The organism is Paenibacillus sp. GCM10023252, from assembly GCF_042653305.1.
Lineage (GTDB): Bacteria > Bacillota > Bacilli > Paenibacillales > Paenibacillaceae > Pristimantibacillus.
In genome coordinates, this window is the sequence record NZ_JBHSHW010000029.1 from 199,626 (window position 1) to 219,678 (window position 20,053).

Annotated in this window: 17 protein-coding genes; 1 reads left to right on the top strand and 16 read right to left on the bottom strand. The window is 53.2% G+C overall.

Annotated elements, in window-relative coordinates; translation table 11 throughout:
* Window positions 1-92: 92 nt before the first annotated feature.
* The 10 genes from dnaJ to gpr form a co-directional block, all read right to left on the bottom strand.
* Window positions 93-1,223, bottom strand: a complete 1,131-nt coding sequence (dnaJ, locus tag ACFO9Q_RS17260) for a molecular chaperone DnaJ (protein ID WP_379184309.1) — start codon at window positions 1,221-1,223, stop codon at window positions 93-95.
* Between the two features lie 89 nt (window positions 1,224-1,312).
* Complete coding sequence (gene dnaK / locus ACFO9Q_RS17265) at window positions 1,313-3,154, bottom strand: molecular chaperone DnaK (RefSeq protein ID WP_379184311.1); 1,842 nt, start codon at window positions 3,152-3,154, stop codon at window positions 1,313-1,315.
* A 36-nt stretch (window positions 3,155-3,190) separates the two neighbouring features.
* Window positions 3,191-3,814, bottom strand: coding sequence for a nucleotide exchange factor GrpE (grpE, locus tag ACFO9Q_RS17270; protein ID WP_379184597.1), 624 nt, complete (start codon window positions 3,812-3,814; stop codon window positions 3,191-3,193).
* A gap of 37 nt (window positions 3,815-3,851) precedes the next feature.
* Window positions 3,852-4,874, bottom strand: a complete 1,023-nt coding sequence (hrcA, locus tag ACFO9Q_RS17275; RefSeq protein ID WP_379184313.1) for a heat-inducible transcriptional repressor HrcA — start codon at window positions 4,872-4,874, stop codon at window positions 3,852-3,854.
* Between the two features lie 133 nt (window positions 4,875-5,007).
* Window positions 5,008-5,469: an N-acetyltransferase gene (locus tag ACFO9Q_RS17280; protein WP_379184599.1), complete on the bottom strand. Its 462-nt coding sequence runs from the start codon at window positions 5,467-5,469 to the stop codon at window positions 5,008-5,010.
* Window positions 5,470-5,629: 160 nt separating this feature from the next.
* Window positions 5,630-6,811 carry a radical SAM family heme chaperone HemW gene (gene hemW / locus ACFO9Q_RS17285; protein ID WP_379184315.1) on the bottom strand — a complete coding sequence of 394 codons (1,182 nt, stop codon included), beginning with the start codon at window positions 6,809-6,811 and terminating at the stop codon, window positions 5,630-5,632.
* Window positions 6,812-6,869: 58 nt separating this feature from the next.
* Window positions 6,870-8,687 (bottom strand): translation elongation factor 4, encoded by a 1,818-nt coding sequence (gene lepA / locus ACFO9Q_RS17290; protein WP_379184317.1) that lies wholly within the window; start codon window positions 8,685-8,687, stop codon window positions 6,870-6,872.
* A 77-nt stretch (window positions 8,688-8,764) separates the two neighbouring features.
* Window positions 8,765-9,196 carry a hypothetical protein gene (locus ACFO9Q_RS17295; protein WP_379184319.1) on the bottom strand — a complete coding sequence of 144 codons (432 nt, stop codon included), beginning with the start codon at window positions 9,194-9,196 and terminating at the stop codon, window positions 8,765-8,767.
* Window positions 9,197-9,217: 21 nt separating this feature from the next.
* Window positions 9,218-10,447, bottom strand: coding sequence for a stage II sporulation protein P (spoIIP, locus tag ACFO9Q_RS17300; protein ID WP_379184321.1), 1,230 nt, complete (start codon window positions 10,445-10,447; stop codon window positions 9,218-9,220).
* Between the two features lie 182 nt (window positions 10,448-10,629).
* A complete protein-coding gene (gpr, locus tag ACFO9Q_RS17305; RefSeq protein ID WP_379184324.1) occupies window positions 10,630-11,637 on the bottom strand; it encodes a GPR endopeptidase in 1,008 nt (335 codons plus the stop codon).
* Between the two features lie 164 nt (window positions 11,638-11,801).
* On the opposite strand from gpr, the gene rpsT reads away from it, so the two are divergent.
* Entirely contained in the window at window positions 11,802-12,074 is a 273-nt protein-coding gene (rpsT, locus tag ACFO9Q_RS17310) for a 30S ribosomal protein S20 (RefSeq protein ID WP_379184326.1), read from the top strand.
* A 119-nt stretch (window positions 12,075-12,193) separates the two neighbouring features.
* Here rpsT and holA read toward each other — a convergent pair whose 3' ends face one another.
* The 6 genes from holA to ACFO9Q_RS17340 form a co-directional block, all read right to left on the bottom strand.
* Window positions 12,194-13,237, bottom strand: coding sequence for a DNA polymerase III subunit delta (holA, locus tag ACFO9Q_RS17315; RefSeq protein ID WP_379184328.1), 1,044 nt, complete (start codon window positions 13,235-13,237; stop codon window positions 12,194-12,196).
* A 262-nt stretch (window positions 13,238-13,499) separates the two neighbouring features.
* Window positions 13,500-14,462 carry an anti-sigma factor family protein gene (locus tag ACFO9Q_RS17320; protein WP_379184330.1) on the bottom strand — a complete coding sequence of 321 codons (963 nt, stop codon included), beginning with the start codon at window positions 14,460-14,462 and terminating at the stop codon, window positions 13,500-13,502.
* Complete coding sequence (locus ACFO9Q_RS17325) at window positions 14,459-15,007, bottom strand: RNA polymerase sigma factor (protein ID WP_379184332.1); 549 nt, start codon at window positions 15,005-15,007, stop codon at window positions 14,459-14,461. The genes ACFO9Q_RS17320 and ACFO9Q_RS17325 overlap by 4 nt, the downstream gene beginning before the upstream one ends.
* A 113-nt stretch (window positions 15,008-15,120) precedes the next feature.
* Window positions 15,121-17,730, bottom strand: coding sequence for a ComEC/Rec2 family competence protein (locus ACFO9Q_RS17330; RefSeq protein WP_379184334.1), 2,610 nt, complete (start codon window positions 17,728-17,730; stop codon window positions 15,121-15,123).
* A 429-nt stretch (window positions 17,731-18,159) separates the two neighbouring features.
* Entirely contained in the window at window positions 18,160-18,690 is a 531-nt protein-coding gene (locus ACFO9Q_RS17335; protein WP_379184336.1) for a deoxycytidylate deaminase, read from the bottom strand.
* 25 nt (window positions 18,691-18,715) lie between these two features.
* Window positions 18,716-20,044: a homocysteine synthase gene (locus ACFO9Q_RS17340; protein ID WP_379184338.1), complete on the bottom strand. Its 1,329-nt coding sequence runs from the start codon at window positions 20,042-20,044 to the stop codon at window positions 18,716-18,718.
* Window positions 20,045-20,053: the final 9 nt, after the last annotated feature.

The window sequence follows — 20,053 nt, forward strand, 5'->3', positions numbered from 1 at the left end:
ATAACCTCTCTTCTATGCGATAGAATATGCGACTCACACCCTTCTGGCAATATGCCTTAGCTCCTAAAATAAAGAAAAAAAGGCATTCCGGGTTATTCACCCCGGAATGCCTTCTTCATCTTCTCAAATATCGTCTCGTGATGCTCGCCGCCGCCGTTGCTGCCACTCTCGCCGGCTATGCCGCTGAATTGACGGAGCAGGTCCTTCTGCTCGTCGTTCAGAGACGTTGGCGTGACGACCGTCACCTTGACATGCTGGTCGCCTTGGCCGTAGCCGCGCAGCTTCGGAACTCCCTTGCCCTTGAGACGGAAGTAAGTGCCCGTCTGCGTACCCGCCGGAATCTTCAGCTTCACCTTCTCCGTTAACGTAGGAATCTCAATCTCATCGCCTAGTGCAGCCTGAACGAATGTCAGCGGCACCTCGCAATAGATATCATCTCCCTCGCGCTCGAAGAACTCATGCGACTTGACGCGGAGTACGATATACAGGTCGCCAGCTGGACCGCCGCGCAGGCCGCCTTCACCTTCGCCTGTCATTCGAATCTGTGCGCCTTCGTCCACACCGGCTGGAATCTTGACGTTAATCTTGCGCTGGCGCTTCACCTTGCCCGCACCGTGACAAGTCCCGCACTTCTCCTTAATGATGCGGCCAGAACCGCTGCAATTGGAGCACGCACGACGATTGACCATACGTCCGAATGGCGTGTTCTGTACGACTTCCTGCTGTCCGCTGCCCTTACATACCGTACAGGTCTCCGGCTTCGTTCCCGGCTTGGCGCCGCCGCCATGACAGGTGTCGCAGGTCTCGGTCCGCGGAATCGTAATCTCAGCATCCTTGCCGAATACTGCTTCCTTGAACTCGATCGTCATCGTATATTGAAGATCATTGCCGCGCTGCGGGGCATTAGGATCTCTGCGACCGCCACCGCCGCCGCCGAAGAACATGTCGAAGATGTCCCCGAAGCCGCCGCCCATGTCACCTTGACCGCCGAAGCCTTGATTCGGATCCACATGGCCGTATCGGTCGTACGTGTCACGCTTCCCGTCATCGCTTAGCGTATCATAGGCTTCCTTGACTTCCTTGAACTTATCCTCTGCATCGGCTGCCTTGTTCACATCCGGATGGTATTGACGCGCAAGCTTGCGATACGCCTTCTTAATATCATCCGCGCTTGCGTCCTTGCTTACCTGCAGTACGTCATAATAATCCCGCTTGTCTGCCAACGATTACTCACCCCATGAGTTCATTCTAATCGCAAAATGAGAGGTCACAAGCCAGGACACGCCTGCCTAATGACCTCTCGCCTGCTATCTTATTTCTTGTCGTCTACCACTTCATAGTCAGCGTCAACTACATTATCTCTGCCCTTCGCTGCACCGTTGTCACCCTCTGCTCCGCCTTCAGCCGCTTGCTGAGCCTGAGCAGCTTGCTCATAGAGCTTCACAGATAGCTGCTGTACAATCTCGGTAAGTGCTTCTGAAGCTGCATTAATTTCTTCAATGTTGTCTGTTTCAAGAGCTTTGCTTACTTTTTCCTTCGCTTCGTTCGCTCTGTCAATCTCCGAAGCGTCCACCTTATCGCCAAGATCCTTAATTGTCTTGTCTACAGAGTAGATCAGCTGATCCGCACTATTCTTCGCTTCAACCAGCTCACGGCGCTTACGGTCTTCCTCTGCGTTCAGCTCCGCGTCCTTCATCATCTGCTCAATCTCAGCATCGCTTAGACCGCTGGATGAAGTAATCGTAATCTTCTGGCTCTTGCCCGTACCCTTGTCAAGCGCAGATACGTTAACGATACCGTTAGCATCAATGTCGAACGTAACTTCGATCTGCGGAACGCCGCGCGGTGCGAGAGGAATATCACCAAGCGTGAAGCGGCCCAGCGTTTTGTTGCCGTTAGCCATGGAGCGCTCACCTTGCAGGACATGAATCTCAACGCTAGGCTGGTTATCCGCATAGGTGGAATAGACTTGGGACTTGCTTGTAGGAATCGTTGTATTGCGGTCAATCATCTTGGTGAATACGCCGCCCGCCGTCTCAATACCAAGGGACAGTGGAGTTACGTCGAGCAGAACGACGTCCTTCACATCACCAGTCAGTACACCAGCTTGAACAGCTGCGCCAAGCGCAACCACTTCATCCGGGTTAACGCCCTTGTGAGGGTCCTTGCCAATTAGCTTCTTGATCGCTTCCTGTACCGCAGGAATACGAGTTGAACCGCCAACAAGCACGACCTTGTCGATCTCGCTAGTAGACAGGCCGGAATCGCTCAGAGCTTGACGAGTAGGACCTAGCGTACGTTCTACAAGAGGTGCAGCCAGCTCTTCGAACTTCGCACGGGAGAGGTTCATCTCCAAGTGCTGAGGAACGCCGTCTACCATCGTGATGAACGGCAAGGAGATCGTTGTCGACAATACGCCTGACAGATCCTTTTTCGCTTTTTCCGCTGCATCCTTCAGACGCTGTACCGCTGCCTTGTCCTTGGACAGGTCGATACCCTGATCCTTCTTGAATTCAGCCACCAGGTGGTTGATGATTACTTGGTCGAAGTCATCTCCGCCCAGCTTGTTGTCGCCGCTTGTCGCTTTTACTTCGAAGAAGCCATCGCCGAGCTCAAGGATGGATACGTCGAACGTACCGCCGCCAAGGTCATAGACGAGAATCGTTTGGTCTTCTGTTTTCTCAAGTCCGTAAGCAAGTGCTGCAGCCGTAGGCTCGTTGACGATACGAAGCACTTCAAGACCGGCAATTTTGCCCGCATCCTTCGTGGCTTGACGCTGGCTGTCATTGAAGTAAGCTGGAACAGTAATAACCGCTTGAGTAACAGTCTGGCCAAGATAAGCTTCTGCATCGGATTTCAGCTTCTGCAGGATAATCGCAGAGATTTCTTGCGGTGTATATTCTTTGTCGTCGATTTTTTCCTTATGGTTCGTACCGATATGGCGCTTGATGGACATAACCGTACGATCTGGATTCGTAATCGCTTGGCGCTTAGCTGTCTCTCCTACAACCCGCTCTCCATCCTTCTTGAAGCCTACAACTGACGGGGTTGTACGGTTGCCTTCCGGGTTAGGAATAACAACGGCCTCGCCGCCTTCCATTACTGCTACACAAGAGTTTGTTGTACCAAGGTCAATCCCGATTACTTTACTCATTTGCTAGAACCTCCTATTGGTCGTTATACGTATTTTTTAAGAGCTTACCTTAACCATAGCTGGACGCAGAACCTTATCCTTCATCATATAACCCTTCAGCACTTCCTCCACCACGATACCTTCTTCATATTCCTCCGAATCCACCTGCATAATCGCTTGATGGAACTCTGGATTGAACGGCTCGCCTACGGCTGCGATGGCCTTCACGCCTTCGCTGTCTAAGATCTGTTCGAACTGTCGAAAAATCATCTCTACACCCTTGGCAAGCGACTCATAGTCCTTATTCGTCGCAGCGGAAGTAACGGCACGGTCGAAGTTGTCCACGACCGGCAAGAGCTGAGTAACCAGCTTCATGGAAGCATACTGGCCAAGCTCTTCCTTCTCCTTCATCGTGCGGCGACGGAAGTTGTCGAAGTCCGCCTGTACGCGTAAGTAACGTTGTTGATTCTCCTCCGCCAGCTTCGTCAGCTCGGCAAGTCTCGTCTCTTCCTGAGAAGATCCTTCTCCAGCAGCGGTCTCCTCGTCAAGCTTAGCGTCTTGAGTTACAGGCTCTTGCTCTGTATGTGTTGGTTCTGCCATATCTTGTTCATTGGTGTTAGCTTGTGATTGGGTCACGTCGATCTCCTGCTCCTCTGCGATGTTCTCGTTTGAACTCAAGATGTATTCACCTCCTTATATTCATGGGGCTGCTCATTGGTTATTTGTACCACCTTGCCATCATGACGGCCATATCCTTCGATATGACATCCAGCAGGGAGATGACCTTCCCATAATCCATTCTAGTCGGACCGAGTATGCCTATCGTACCGAGCGACTTACCGTCAGCAGAGTAGGTTGCGGTGATCAAGCTGCAGTTGGCAATGGCTTCATGAGCATTCTCTGTCCCGATTCGAACCTGAATGCCGGATGGCAGTGCAGTGAACATCTTCATAATCGTTGGTGTCTCATCAAGCAAGTCGAGTATAGTCTTTACTTTGTCGACGTCTTTGAATTCAGGCTGCGTCAGCATATTCGTTGTTCCGCTGAGGAAGACTCGGTGATCGTTATCATTCTGCAGCGCTCTGCCTAACACGTCAATGATGTCTTCGCAATGGTCCACATATCGCTCAAGCTCCTGACCTACTTCAGAATGGAGCTTAGACTTCAAGCGGATGAGCGGAACACCAATTAGCTTCTTATTGAGCACTTCTACAACCTTCTCCATATCTTCCATCTTCACGCCAGGTGGAAGGGAGATCGTCCTATTCTCTACATGACCCGTATTCGTAACGATAATGGCAACAGCCGAATCATCGCCAAGAGGAACGAGACCGAAGTGCTTCAGACTGTTGCTGAACATCTCTGGACCGAGCAGAATGGAGGTGTAGTTCGTCAAGTTCGACAGGACGCTTGCCGCATGCTGAATGACTTGCTCCATCTGGTTCATCTTGTCGGCCATGAACGATCGGACCGCGTTCAGATCATGATCATCGACACCCAGCTTCAGCAGATGGTCCACATAATACCGATACCCCTTAATGGAAGGAATACGCCCGGCAGATGTATGAGGCTGCTCTAGATAACCAAGCTCTTCCAGATCGGCCATCTCATTACGAATCGTAGCCGGACTGAAGCCAACATCTCCCCGCTTCGATATGCTTCTGGAGCCGACAGGTTCAGCTGAACGGATATAATCATCCACAATGGCGTTAAGAATCATGCGTTGTCGATCAGAGAGCATTCGAAATTCCTCCTTAAGTGTAGTACAGCGCGAAGGCTGCCCATCATAGGCTGGCTTGGATGTGTTAGCACTCATATGAGCCGAGTGCTAATCGTTAATACAAAAATACCAAACCAACTTGGGGTATGTCAAGTCAGTTCAGCATTTTAAGTACAGCTATTTCGTCACAGGCATGCTGCTTCGGGCAGTTCACGCAATCCTTCCATACCTTCTCGGGGAAAATCTCCTTATCCACGATCTGAAAGCCGTTCTTCTGGAAAAAAGGAACCTCATAGGTAAGAGCCATAATCTTCGGCACACCTTGCTCTCTGGCCTGTTCAATCAAGCTGTCAACGAGCTTGCTGCCGATGCCAAGACCCTTGTAGTCGTCCGAGATACCAAGGGATCTTACCTCTACCAGGTCATTGCCTAGCCTGCAGAGCGAGCCGCATCCTACAACAGTCTCGCCTACCTCAGCCACAACGAAGGTGTCGATGAGATGCTCCAGCATCTCTCTGCTGCGAGGCAGCATAATCCCTTGTTCTGCATAGCCCTTAATCAAGTCATACAATACGTCTACGTCCTCTGCAGTCGCTCTTCTGCACGATGCGTGCATCGTCGCTCCGCCGGCCCCTCTGCTGCTCACTGCCCCCGCCCCCATCCGCTGCCCGTTATCCATAGATTGCAATATGAATAAATATACAACAGAATGCATGTTATCTCAACAGTTTTTTGCAAGGCGTAATCGAGATGTGGTTAGAGGTCGTTCATTATAATCAGCCGGGGGATGAGGTCTCTGTCAGCCCGATGAAGGACCCGAACACTTCATTGCCAAGCAGGATGCCCTTGTTCGTCAACCGATAGCGGCGGTCATCCTGTTCAGTAAGCCTCTCGACTAATCCATCCGCCATGACTCGGTCCAGAATATCGCCGAAGTAGTCTTCAAGCTTCTTCCCCTCGAACTGTCTCTCGAAGTCTGAAGCGCGTACGCCATCAAGCAACCGCAGGCCCACCATCATGAAGTCTTCGATGGCTTCAAGCTCTGACACCTCCGACACATCCAGGCGAGGTAATTGCTGTCTTGCTGCATCAATATAGGCGCCTACGCCCTTCACATTGACGTGACGCTGTCCCTTCGCATAACCGTGCGCTCCTGCGCCGAGGCCATAGTAGGGTTCATTCCGCCAGTAGGTCGAGTTATGCTTGCTCTCATAGCCTGGCTTCGCGAAGTTGCTGATCTCATAGTGGGAGTAGCCTGCTCCCTTCAGCCGTTCGATCAGCAGCAGGAACATGTCAAGCTCCTCCTCCTCGGGAGGGAGAACGAGCTCATTGCGCTCATATAAGGTATGGAAGAGTGTATTCTCCTCAACCTTCAAGCTATAGAGCGAATAGTGAGGCAGCCCAAGGGCAAGCGCCTTCTCTACACTCTCAGCCAGCATCTCCAAGGTCTGACCGGGCAGATTGAACATGAGGTCGATGGACAGATTGGAGAAGCCTGCGGTGCGGGCATTGTCCAGGCTGCGATACACATCCTCTACATTGTGAATCCGGCCGATTCGCTCCAGCAGTTCATTATTGAAGGATTGCACTCCGAAGGACAGACGGTTCACTCCTCCTGCCTTCATCGCTTGAAGCTTCTCCAGATCGGTCGTTCCAGGGTTCGCCTCCATCGTGAATTCTACGTCAACCGCCAATGGGAAGTATCGCTGAACCGATGCCAGGAACCTCGTCATCTGAGGTGGGGTAAGTACGGTCGGCGTCCCTCCGCCTACGAACACCGTGTGGATGATGTCCGGAGGCATACTCTCTACCGTCCTCTTCATCTCTTCCTCTAGGGCGTCCAGATAGTCGTCAACAGGCTGACCCTTCAGTACGAAGGAATTGAAGTCACAATAGTGGCACTTGTTCGTACAGAAGGGGATATGAATATAGAGCGCTCGCGGCGCATGCATTAGCATTGGTGAATTCACTCCTTACAAATAGAGAAAAGGGAGAGCCTCGCTCCCCCTCTTCCGCTTAATCTTCGTCTATCTTCAGAACGGCCATGAACGCTTCCTGAGGAACTTCAACGCTGCCGACTTGCTTCATCCGCTTCTTGCCTTCCTTCTGCTTATCAAGCAGCTTCCGCTTCCGGCTAATATCTCCGCCGTAGCACTTGGCAAGAACGTTCTTGCGCATCGCCTTAACAGTCTCACGGGCGATAACCTTCGTACCGATGGATGCTTGAACGGGCACCTCGAACATCTGACGAGGGATAAGCTCCTTCAGCTTCTCACAGATTAGGCGTCCGCGATGATAGGCGCGATCCCGGTGGACGATAACTGACAAGGCATCCACTTGTTCGTTGTTCAGCATAATATCCATCTTCACCAGATTGGATCTGCGGTAGCCGGACACTTCATAATCGAAGGACGCATACCCCTTCGTGCTTGACTTCAGTTGGTCGAAGAAGTCATAGACGATCTCTGAGAGCGGAATCTCGTACGTGATCGTAACCCGGTTCGTATCCAGGTACTCCATATTGACGAATTCGCCGCGCTTGTTCTGACAGAGCTCCATGATTGCTCCAACGAAGTCGTTCGGAACGATAATCGCAGCCTTCACGTATGGCTCTTCCACGTAGTCCAGCTTGCCTGCTTCCGGATAGTTGGATGGGTTGTCAATCTCCATGACATCGCCGTTCGTCAGGGTCACGCGATAGATAACGCTTGGAGCTGTCGTAATGAGCGGAATGTTGAATTCCCGCTCAATCCGCTCCTGGATAATCTCCATATGAAGCAATCCGAGGAATCCGCAGCGGAAGCCGAAGCCTAGAGCCGTCGAGGATTCTGGCTCATAGCGCAGGGAAGCGTCATTCAGCTCAAGCTTCTCGAGTGCCTCGCGCAGGTCGTTATAATCTTGGGTCTCGATCGGGTATAGCCCGCAGAATACCATCGGATTAATCCGGCGGTAGCCCGGCAGCGCTTCCGGGGCAGGACGCTTCGCTTCGGTGACGGTATCCCCCACCCGGGTGTCCTTCACATTCTTAATGCCCGCGACGACGAATCCAACGTCACCTACAGCCAGCTCGTCAACGATCGACATCCGAGGCTTGAACGCCCCAACTTCGATGACTTCGAACTCAGCGCCCGTTGCCATGAACCGAATTTTCTTGCCTGCCTTAATGCTTCCATCCATGACCCGTACATAGACGATAACACCCTTGTAGGGATCATAATGCGAATCGAAGATTAGTGCCTTGAGGGGCTCATCCGGATCGCCTGTCGGGGCTGGAACCTTCGCGACCACCTGCTCCAGTATCTCCTTAATTCCAATGCCGGCCTTCGCTGAAGCAAGCACTGCATCACTCGTATCGAGACCAATGACATCTTCAATCTCTTGCTTCACCCGCTCGGGCTCTGCGCTTGGCAGGTCAATCTTATTAATAACCGGAATAATCTCTAAGTTATTATCTAATGCCAGGTACACGTTCGCTAGCGTCTGAGCCTCGATGCCTTGCGCCGCATCGACGACGAGCAGTGCGCCTTCGCAGGCAGCCATGCTCCTCGACACTTCATACGTGAAGTCTACGTGTCCCGGTGTATCAATCAGATTAAGCAAGTACTCCTCGCCGTCATCGGCGCGATAAGACAAGCGAACCGCTTGCAGCTTAATGGTAATGCCGCGTTCACGCTCCAGATCCATCTGGTCAAGCACTTGCTCCTGCATCTCTCTTGAGGATAATGCCCCGGTGAATTCGAGAATTCGGTCAGCTAGTGTAGACTTGCCGTGGTCGATATGAGCTATTATGGAAAAGTTTCTAATCTTCTTCTGTCGTTCACGAACGTCAGTCATGCTTCGGCCCCCACACATTCCATTTGATGCTAATCATTCTTTCTATTATATCAGCAATGGGGATGCCCAGCAATGCGTCATTCGGTGACAGAATCGAACAGCGATACGATGAACCGGATTCCTCCACTTGATACGGACTGCAGCAAGCCAGCCGTTGAGTCCGCAACCTTGTTCACAGCAGGCTCGTATACTTCACGAGGAATGCCCGGCAAGTGTTCGTTCCCGTTCTGCACGGGCGCAGTGTCCTCCATAGCAGCCAGCTGCTTGACCCGCTGGAGCTCTTGCTCCAGCTCTTCCACCTTCTGTTCAAGCTCAGACTGAGGAGACTCCTCCTTCTGAGGGATAAGTCCGGCTTCCTCATCCTGGACGATGGCAACCGGGGCTGCCTCGTTGTCAGCCAGTGGACCATACACACGTTCAATGCCAGTTGTCGTCAGTTCAATGCCATACATAATAATGATTACTAGAGCTCCGCCGAGCAAGGCCCATTTCCACTTGGATTTTCTCATCGTTAGACAGCTCCCTTCCTATTAGCTTTCTTTTGGAACAGCCACTTTCTCTGCATCCCAATAGATATCCGCTATGACCTTAGCCAGCACATCTGCTGTCCGGTAGCATTCCTCAAGCGTATTATCTACGCCGCCAATCTCAATTAGCACACTGTCACTCGCGAGTGATTGATTATATTCTCCATTACCTGTTGCGGACGTTTTTCCCCATATGCCTCTAGACAGTCCTGCGTAATTTTTGTCCAACGCTTTATGAATTTGGGTGGCGAACTTTTCGTTCTGCTCCCAATTTGGATTTTTGTGACCGATGATGAAGTACACTTGTGCATAATCCTTGCCGCCGATGGTCGTTGTCGTCAGCTTCCTGTGCTGGGAATCACGGTGGATGTCGAAGAGGAACTTGATATCCTTGTTGCTGGCGAGCGCCTCCTTGACCGTCTTGTTGGAGTACTTGTAGGACATTACCCATCGATAATCCTTAATTGACGTTGGATAGTCTGTGTTCGAATGCATCGCTCCGATGCCTTGCTCCTCCAGCTTCTGAGCGAGCCGCTTGCCTACGAGCGTAATGTTCCTCGTCGTTGAATTCGGATCCTTCGACCCCGACTTCACCTCAGGATAGAAGGATTCGCGGTTATGCGAATGATAGATGAAGGCGATCTTACGGCCTCCGGTCGTCGGCTTGCTCGGTTCCGCCTCAGGCTCGCTGGAAGGTACAGGATTCGCACTCGGCTGAGGAGTTGGCAGCCCCCCGCTAGAGGGATCCTCGATTCCGCTCCCCGGCTCAACACTTGATTGATCTGGGATTGGTTCATTATCTTCAGGCCCTACAGCTGTATCTGTGCCCGTCCCTCTCCGAATTAAGAAGGAATCATTAAGCCCCATGCCAGGCAGCTCACCCGCGAGCAAGCTGTGAGGGTCGCTTGGATTAATGTCTGTCAGCAATCGGATGATGAAGGAGCTGACCTGCTTGCCCGAGAAGGTCTCCTGCTCGCTGCTGCCCTGGAACGAAGGCATCTCCATCTCCAGCATATCCGCAAAAAAACCGCTTGATACCGAAGCGGCAAAGCCTCTCATCGAGGAGACAGGTACAGATGACGACGGCTTGCCCGCAGCAGCGGCTACCGCTACCGCGATGAACAAGATCATAGAGCAGCCTGTAAGCAAGGCGAAGGTACGCCCTGTAACGAGCAGCCCTCGGATTTTTCTGCTCTGGCGAGCCAGATCAAGTGTTATCATTGTTCGCTTCATTCGTAGACCTCCCGTTAGCATAAGCTCCAGTTGCCATTAGCCAGGCACTATTAACTTATGAGAGAGTCGGAATTCATAGAACGAGGAGGAGCTGTTTTTTTCACTAGATTCATAGATTGAGTTAGGTGCAAGAGCGGTTGGCAATGCAAATAAGGGCCGCCCATCTCGGACAGCCCCTCTTATTAATGCGTATATGCGGCAACGTTGGACGTATCTACCGCTTCATGAAGAGCTGCGTTCAGCCCGCTGGCGATAATGTTCGCAATATCCTCTATGAACTCGTCGATCTCCTTCGGCGTAACGAGCAGATCATGTCCGAGTGGATTCAGCACTTCCTTCACTAGAAGCAGCCGTTCATCCTCCGCAATCGTGTTCATCAGCCCGAATACCTGATCATTGTTCGCCTTCTCTGATTCCATATGCTGGCGCATAAGGTCGAACGCATTATTCACTATGGTTGAAGCATAGACGACAGTCGGGACCCCGATTGCGATGACGGGCACCCCTAGAATCTCCTTCGTCAGCCCTCGCCGCTTGTTGCCGATGCCGGAGCCAGGATGAATACCCGTATCCGCTATCTGAATCGTCGTATTCACCCTCTCCAGCGACTTCGAAGCTAGAGCATCGATGGCGATAATAACGTCCGGCTTGGACTGTTCGACAATCCCTTGCACGATCATGCTTGATTCAATCCCTGTTATGCCAAGCACTCCAGGTGCAACCGCGCTGACAGCCCGGTAGCCAGGCGCAACCTGATCAGGCATGAGCTCGAAGAAGTGACGCGTAACCATAACATTCTCCACCACGAGCGGCCCGAGCGCATCTGGCGTCACATTCCAGTTGCCAAGACCAACAATGAGCACCTTGGACATAACCCCAACCCCGATCTGCTGGAGAAAAGCTTCAAAATGCTTCGCAAACTGAGTAGCCACCCGGTCCTGAAGCCCTGTATCCTGATTGCGAAGACCAGGAACCTCCAAGGTCACATAGTTCCCTTGTATCTTCCCAATCGCTCTGGCGCCTTGCTCATTCTCAACCTGAAGTACCGTAATCGTGATGCCGTCTTCCTCATGCGTCTCACTCTTAATTCCTGGAATGGGGTTCGTTCCTGCCGCGGACTGCGCCATCTCCTTCGCCTCTAGAGCAAGGTCTGTTCTTACGTTATATTGCTGCAGGTCAAGCTCCGACATACTCACTCAATCTCCCTTCACACTTTGCGCTATAGGATATTGTCTGCAATAGGAGCTTTTTCATACTTTGCCTTTCCTGTCCGCACTGTGCTTTCTATTGCATTTTGAATAGGCGCATGGTAATATATTTTAAGTTGTGTTGTTAAGTACAGGAGGTGAAATCCATGCCAAACATTAAATCTGCAATTAAACGCGTCAAGACGAGCGAAAAACGTCGCGCTCTTAACGCTTCCCAAAAATCCGCTCTTCGTACGGCCGTTAAATCTGCTGACCAAGCGATCGCTGGTACCGATGTTGAAGCTGCAAAAGCTGCATTGATCGAAGCGACCAAGAAATTGGACAAAGCAGTAACGAAAGGCCTGATCCATAAAAATGCAGCTTCCCGTAAAAAATCACGTCTTGCTAAAAGACTGAACGCCCTGTCTGCACAAGGCTAATTATGGGAAGACAAGCGTAATGGCTGCCGCCCTCATAGGTCGGACAGATTATGCGGTAAAAAAAAGCTTCACGATCCTTTAGGAACGTGAAGCTTTTTTTTTTGCTATTTGAATATCATCTAGTTGGCTGTTGGGCGCTTCTCCGTCCCCAGAGCTAGTAAGTACAGCTCCAGCCCTAGAGTCTTGTCCACCTTACCCGTCTTCATCCGATAATCCAGATCTGCTATGTCGGCGAGGTGAGCGCCAAGCTTGGCTGGGGTGAACTTACGGCTCTTCTCTGCTGCTAGCTTAACGGCATACGGATGAAGCCCAAGCTGTCCCGCCATCTGCTGAGGGGAATAGCGATGCTGCTCCAGCTCCTTGATCTGCAGCATAATGCGCAGCTGCCTGGCAATTAGCGCGGCAATCTTAATCGGCTCTTCCTTCCTCACGAGCAGCTCTCGGTACATCCTCAGCGCCCGGTCAATCTGGAGCATCGCAATCGCATCCACGAGCGCGAACACATCCTCCTCTACCGTCGAGGCGATGAGATCCGACGCTGCCTGTACGGTAATCGTCCCGCCTTGGCCAGCGTGCAGGCAGAGCTTGTCCACTTCAAGCGCGAGCTGCCCCATATTCGTACCTACCCGGGCAAGCAGCAGGTCCGCTGCATCCACAAGCAGGGTGCGATTCTGCTCTGCCGATCTTCGAATCACCCACTGCTTCAGCTGACTTGCATCCATCTCCTGGAAGGCAATGAGGCAATCTCGGTCCTTCAAGTACTTCACTATCTTCCGACGTTCATCCAGCTTCTCCGCATGCACCACGAACAGCAGCACGGTGGAATCCAGCGGGTTCTGTATATAATCAAGCATCCTCTCAGCGGTATGCTGTACCTTCCCGCCTTCCTTGCCTCCAGCTGCGAGCACCATGGAGTCTCGGACAATAATTAACTTCCGTTCCACGAAGAACGGGAGAGTCTCTGCTTCAAGCGCCGCTTCCTCAATAGGTGTCTCTGCGGTATCGAACTTCACGACTCCGAGCTCTTGCTCGTCCGCGCTGAAGAGCGAGGAGGCCAGCCCCTCGGCGAATTGCCGAATGCGGTAACGGTCCTTGCCGTAGACCACATAAGCCGGCTTCATCTGTCCCTTCTTAATTGCCTCTGCAGCTTGCTTCGCGTCCACGTACATTCCCCCTGTTCCTAATATTATAACCGATTCAGACGCTGGTGTAAGCCTGGGGACGGCAACAAAGGGATGACGCCGGCTTGCGGCTTCATCCCTCTGTCCCTGAACATCTATATAAACATCCGTATGGCGGGTCCATGGTACCGCCCTAGAGATGGTCATACGACGTCAGCTTCGTCGCAGACTTCCTTATACCTTACTATACGCACATGAACCGTCAAGTGTGCGAATATCCCCGCAACATTCGCGGCAGAAGGCCTTAAGGAGTTGCTCTGGTCTCCTTGCCTTGGGCCACATCTATAATGAACTTCTGCGTACTGCCGCCCTGCAGAGCAGAGATCTCATAGGTTAGCTGCTTGCTGTCATCAGACCAGATCAGGTTCGCGAACTTGCCGTTCTTCCTCTGGCTGTTGAACAGCTCTTCATTCGAAGCGGTATAGATACGAAGGGAGTTGTCAATAATCTCAGCACGAAGCTTACCATCAGGAGAGACAGCTAGATGAATTGGCGGACTTGGTACCGCTTCGCCGCTCCCACCTGAAGATTGTTCATCCATGGAGGTAATCCCAGGTTGATCCACTCTCAGCTTATCGCCTTCTGCAGACCCTTGGTCGGGAGCGTCTGCTGGGCCGCCTCCCTCATTGCCCATATCCGTACTGTTCTGTTCAATCTCTTCTATACTGTCCAGCATGAAGCTTCTGCTCCCTTCATCCGAGCTGAGAGGCTCAGACTTGTCTGTTGCGGTCGCCTGCTTCTTGAATGCGTACGTATCCACATTAGCCGACTCTTGAGTAGAAGCGGTATTCATGGCTGCATCATTCGAATCGCCCTTCATGGAGGTCAGATTCGGAATCTGCGGGCTAAGCACGAGGAATGCCGCTGCTACTAGACCCGCTGCCGCCACTCCGCTTAGCGCCTTCCAAGAGAAGCGGCCAGTCGCCTTACGGGCAGGAGCTTCCTGTCTGGAAGGGACGGCTGTCAGAGTACTATTGCCGCTCTCCTCCAGTTCTTGAAGCCTTGGGAGTATGGCATCTACAAGCGAGTAGCTGGGTGTTACCTTAGGCAAGTTGTCTAGATCCGCTGACAACTTCTGTAACCGTTCATACATGGCTGCACAGTCCGGACAATGTCTGGTATGCGAGCGCAAGAGCTCTGCTTCACGCTCGTCGAGATCGCCATCTAGCTGTCTATGCATATATTCCATCACCTCTTGGCAATTCATCCCCGGACACCACCTTTCTGATAATCATGGAGTAATGCTTGAAGCTGCTGTCTCGCTCGGAATAGATAAGACTTCACCGTATTAAGCGGCAGATCAAGCGAGTCTGCAATCTCGTTATAAGAGAAGTCCTGTAAGTAACGAAGGACGACGACTGCTCGATGATGCTCAGGCAGCTTGTCAATCGCGTTGCGGATGTCTTGCACCGCATAGGAAGACAGAACTTCCTCTTCCACATTCTGCTTCTCATGGAACACCATATCGTGCTCGTCAATCGAGACAGTCGGCTTGGTGCGTCTGAACTTGTCGATGCATATATTCGTTACGATTCGCTGGATCCATGTCTTGAACTGAGCCTTCTCTTCATAGGAGCTGATCTTGGTGTAGATACGAATGAGCGCCTCTTGGGAAGCATCCATCGCATCCTGCTCGTTATTCAATATATAGTAGGCTGTCCGATAGACATGGGTTTCAATCTCACGCAATAGGGTTATTAGTGCGTCGCGATCGCCCGACTGAGCGGCTCTAATGAGGCCAGGCTCTACCACGAAGGATCCCCCTCTCTTGCATACATACAGACGAGACCACTCTTCTATATGTTGCACTTTGTCTGAAATAAACAATATCAAAAATTAAGAGAGGCGTATATAGTGAATTGGAGTCAGCGATTATCCTTGAAACCCTTGACCAGCAACGTATGTCGAGTGACCCGATAGGCAATCTCTCCCTGCTTGTCCGTCCGGAAGCTATGTGATCCGTATTCGCTAAGCTTGCGAAGCACATCGGGATGAGGGTGTCCGTACGTATTCGAAGCCCCAGCTGATATGACAGCTGACGCGGGCCTCAACCGGGACAGCCATGCCTCAGAGGTAGAGAACCGGCTGCCATGATGCGCTACCTTAAGCATATCTATGCCATCTGTATCAGGAGGATAAGCTAAGGCTGGATGATCCTCCAACTGACCAAGCACCGCAGTCTCTGTCACCGAATTAATATCCCCTGAGAACAGGAAGGTTCGTCCGTACATGGCCAGCTCAAGAACCACACTCTCTTCGTTCTGTTCCTCCAACTCACGGACGGTTGATTCGCTGCTAGCTGCCTTCGGCGGAGGCCATAAGATACGAACAGCCGCATGTCGCTCTGGCTCCCAGGTCTGGCCAGCATGTACGCCGTACATCGGTATGCTCATAGAAGCCGCTAGCCGGAGCAGAGCTTCAGCATCATCAGAACGCTTAATGGTCCCATTCCACCATATCTCCTTCACGGGTATGGATTGCAATACAGCCGTCAAGCCGCGAATGTGGTCACTATCGAGATGAGTGATCACTAGCACGTCGAGCTGATGGACTCCCCGCTTCATGAGGAGAGGCACGATGACCTTGCGTCCCACCTCATACGGATCCCGCCGCTCCTTCCACTCTTCCCCGGGCTTGCGGAAGGATAGCGTGCCTCCGCCATCTACTAGAATGCTGCGAAGTCCGGGTGTACGAATATAGATGGCGTCCCCTTGACCGACATCTAATACACTGACTCGGCCGGTTCGATCAGCGAAGTCCGGATAGTACGCATAAGCAAGCAGCAGCAGGGCAGCAAGACCGGCAGCTGCAAGCGCCTTATTATACCTGGAAGCCTCACTATTACCAACGCTTCCTGGCTGGGTATAGCCGCTTCCATCCGAATTCAAGGGGAGTGTATCGTCGGCATCCACAGCCGCATCGAGCGAGCTCTGCCTTCGGCGAAGCAAGGCCAGGACGGTGCCGAGCAGCCCGTACCAGCCTACCATCCACCAGAGCGAAGGGGTTCTCCATATGCTGCGAAGCTTGTCAGCATGGCTAAGCCAGTCAATAGCCTTGAAGGTCCAATCATTCGCATACATGCCGGCAGCAGCGAGCAGCACTCCAGCAGGCTCCCATATCTCGCCCAGCAGGAGCGCTGCCGCTCCGAGAGGCATGACGACGAAGCTGATGAACGGTACGAGCACGAAGTTGGCTGGAAGCGACAACAAGTGGAACTGGTTGAAGTAATAGATCGTAACCGGGAAGGAGAACAATTGCGCAGTTAGCGTTACCGCTCCTAGGTCAAGCGCCCACTTCCCTCTGCGCCAGCTTGGCATAGCTCGTCGAATCGGCGGAACTCCTATGATTAATCCTCCTGTTACGATGAAGGACAGCTGGAAGGATACATCCTCGAGATAATAAGGATCCCACACTAACATGAGGAGGGCCGCTGCCGCTAGAATGTGCAAGCCGTCCTTCAGCATGTGCATCCGGGCGGCCAGCAGCCCGAGCATCGCCATGATGCCAGCCCGGACGACCGAAGGGGTTAGTCCGGATAGAAGGACGTAGAACGGCACTGCTGCGATGAGTACGAGCAGCAGCCGCTCCCGCGTGAAGCGGAGCAGCCGCAGAGCGCTCCCCAGCACGTAGAGGAACACCGCTACGTGCAAGCCAGAGATGGCCAGTATATGCGTGAGGCCCAGCCGCGAGAACTGGCTGAACTGCACAGGGTCCAGGTCCTCGCGGATGCCGAGGACCAGACCCTTCATGTACCCGGCCTGCTCCGCCGCCGGGTACAGCTCATCCATGCCCGCGCCCAGCCTCGCGCGGGCTTGGTCCACGCGGCCGAGCAGTGCGGCCGCGGTCCAGGGCGGGCCCGGCGCGGCTTCCACAGCGCCGATGCCCGTGGCCTTCAGCAGCCAGTGGGTCCCCTGGCTGCGGAGATAGCGGCGGTAGTCGAAGCCGCAGCTATTGCTTGCACCCGCCGGCCGCGCCAGCTTGCCGGCGACGACGACGCGGTCGCCGCGCTGCCAGCCAGCGGCGATGCTCTGGTGCGGCTGCTCTGCAAGCCGCACCTGCACGAGCAGCCGCTCGCGGAGCTCTCGCGTCGAAGGCTCGCCTTGGACGCGGACGGTGTCGGCCGTCATGCTGAACTCGGCGCGGTCGCCATCGACGTCGACCGCGGACATAATCGTGCCCGCTGCTTCCACTTCTATAGCGGCAGCGGCGCCCTCAGCCTCGGCGGCAGCCAGCAGGTCCGGCATTGCCGTCACATTGCGGGCATCTACCCATGCGCGTTCGCAAGCGGCGAGCAAGAGCGCAGCCGCGCAGACAGCAGCCAGCCTACCGGTCACACGCCCAGCTAGAGCCCACGCTAACAGCAGCAGCATGCCCGAGCCGCAAGCTAGCAGCATTCCCTCTCTGTTCAAGGCCGCGGCTGACGCGCTGCCCGCTACATAATATACCGTGAACCAGACGAGCGGTCGACGGTTCATCCTATCCCCTCCTTGCTCTAGAAGTCTGCTTCACTGCTCAATAACCCCATACAAAAAGAACCTCCCGCACGCATCGCCCCAATGCGCATGAGAGGTTCTTCCTCTATAAGATATGCAGTTCGTTCCTTAATGGTTAAGATAAGCGCCAGCAATTGCTGACTAAGCCTTAATCATTCACTGACATGCTGTCTTGGGACATCGGCTTAGCCATACTCATTCACTGTCCTATTGTCTTGGAGCTGCGGCATGAGCCATACTCATTCACTGACATGCTGTCACGGGACAGCGCCTGGAGCCCTACTCATTCACTGACATGCTGTCACGGGACAGCGCCTGGAGCCCTACTCATTCACTGTCCTATTGTCTTGGAGCTGCGGCATGAGCCTTACTCACTCACTGACATTCTGTCTTGGGACAGCGCCCGGAGCCTTACTCATTCACTGTCATGCTGGCCTGGGACGGCGGCTCGTATTGAGCCAGCTCGCGGAACAGGATGCCCCGCTGGACCATAAGCTGAACGACCTTGTCGCTGTCCTTCGGATAGGACCGGTGGTACACGATCTCCTGAATTCCGCTGTTAGCCAGCATGTTGGCACAGGTCCAGCAAGGCTGGTCGGTTACATACACCGTAGAGCCTTCACGGTCGGCACGGTCGGTGAACAGCAGCAGATTCTGCTCGGCATGAATGGTACGAATGCAGCGCTGCTTCTTCACCATGAGCTGCTCTCCGTCGACTAGCTTAAGCTCCAGCTCCTCAGCGATCATGCAGCCTGCCTCAGAGCAGTCCTGAACGCCCATAGGGGCGCCGTTATAGGCTGTTCCGAGCAGCTTCTTCCCCTGCACGAGCAAGGCTCCTACATGACGCCTTGGGCATCTTGAGCGAGTGGATACCATATAGGCGATATCCATGAAGTATGTGTCCCAATCCTTGCGGATGGCGTCTCCCGCAGCTCCGTTCATTCCCATCCATCCTTCCCATTCGGTGTTAAGCTTCTAAGTTGTGTGCAGCGGCTGCCGTTGAACCGGTCTGGCTGGCCTTCAGCGCTTGTTCAAGATCATATAAGATATCATCAATGCCTTCGGTTCCAATCGATAGACGAATCATTCCCGGCTTAACGCCAGCTGCGAGCTGTTCCGCCTCCGACAGCTGCTGGTGGGTCGTGCTGGCCGGATGAATAATGAGCGACTTCGAGTCGCCTACATTCGCCAGATGGGAGAAGAGCTCTACTGCGTTAATCACTCTCTTGCCCGCTTCAAGTCCGCCCTTAATGCCGAAGGTTAGTATTGCACCCTGGCCTCGCGGCAAGTACTTCTGGGCCAAGTCATACGAAGGATGACTTGGCAGTCCCGGGTAACTCACCCACTCGACCGCTTCATGACCTTCCAGGTATTCGGCTGTTCGCTGCGCATTCGAGCAGTGCCGCTCCATCCGCAGATGCAGGGTCTCGAGACCTTGCAGCAGCAAGAAGGAGTTGAACGGTGACAAGGCAGCTCCGAGATCCCGGAGCAACTGCACTCGCGCCTTAATAATATAAGCTATCGCACCTACAGCTTCTGTGTAGACAACACCGTTGTAGCTTGGATCCGGCTCCGTAAGGCCAGGGAATCTTCCGCTGGCTGCCCAATCGAAGGTTCCGCCATCGACGATGACTCCGCCGATTGATGTGCCATGGCCGCCGATGAACTTCGTAGCTGAATGTACGACAATATCCGCGCCATGCTCAAGCGGGCGGCACAAGAACGGACTCGGGAACGTATTGTCAATAATGAGAGGAACGCCATTGTCATGCGCAGCTTCAGCCACTGCGGCAATATCTAGCACATCCCCGCGTGGATTGCCGATGGATTCCGCGAAGACGGCCTTCGTGCGATCATTAATGGCTAAGCGGAAGTTGTTCGGATCGGATGGATCAACGAATCGAACGGTAATGCCAAGCTTAGGCAGCGTAGTAGAGAATAGATTGTAAGTTCCGCCATAGAGAGAGGCCGATGCGACGATCTCATCTCCTGCTCCAGCGATATTAAGGATAGAATAAGTGATTGCCGCTTGTCCAGATGCTACGGCAAGTGCAGCCGGCGCCCCTTCCAATAGAGCGATACGCTTCTCGAATGTGTCCGATGTCGGATTCATAATTCGGGTGTAGATGTTGCCGAATTCTTGGAGAGAGAACAGGTTCGCCGCATGGTCCGTATCCCGGAATCCATAGGATGTGGTCTGGTAGATCGGTACCGCACGAGCGAGTGTAGTCGGGTCTAGTTCTTGGCCTCCGTGGACGGACAGCGTTTCGAGAGAGAGCTTGCGATCTTCTGGCATCTTGAACAC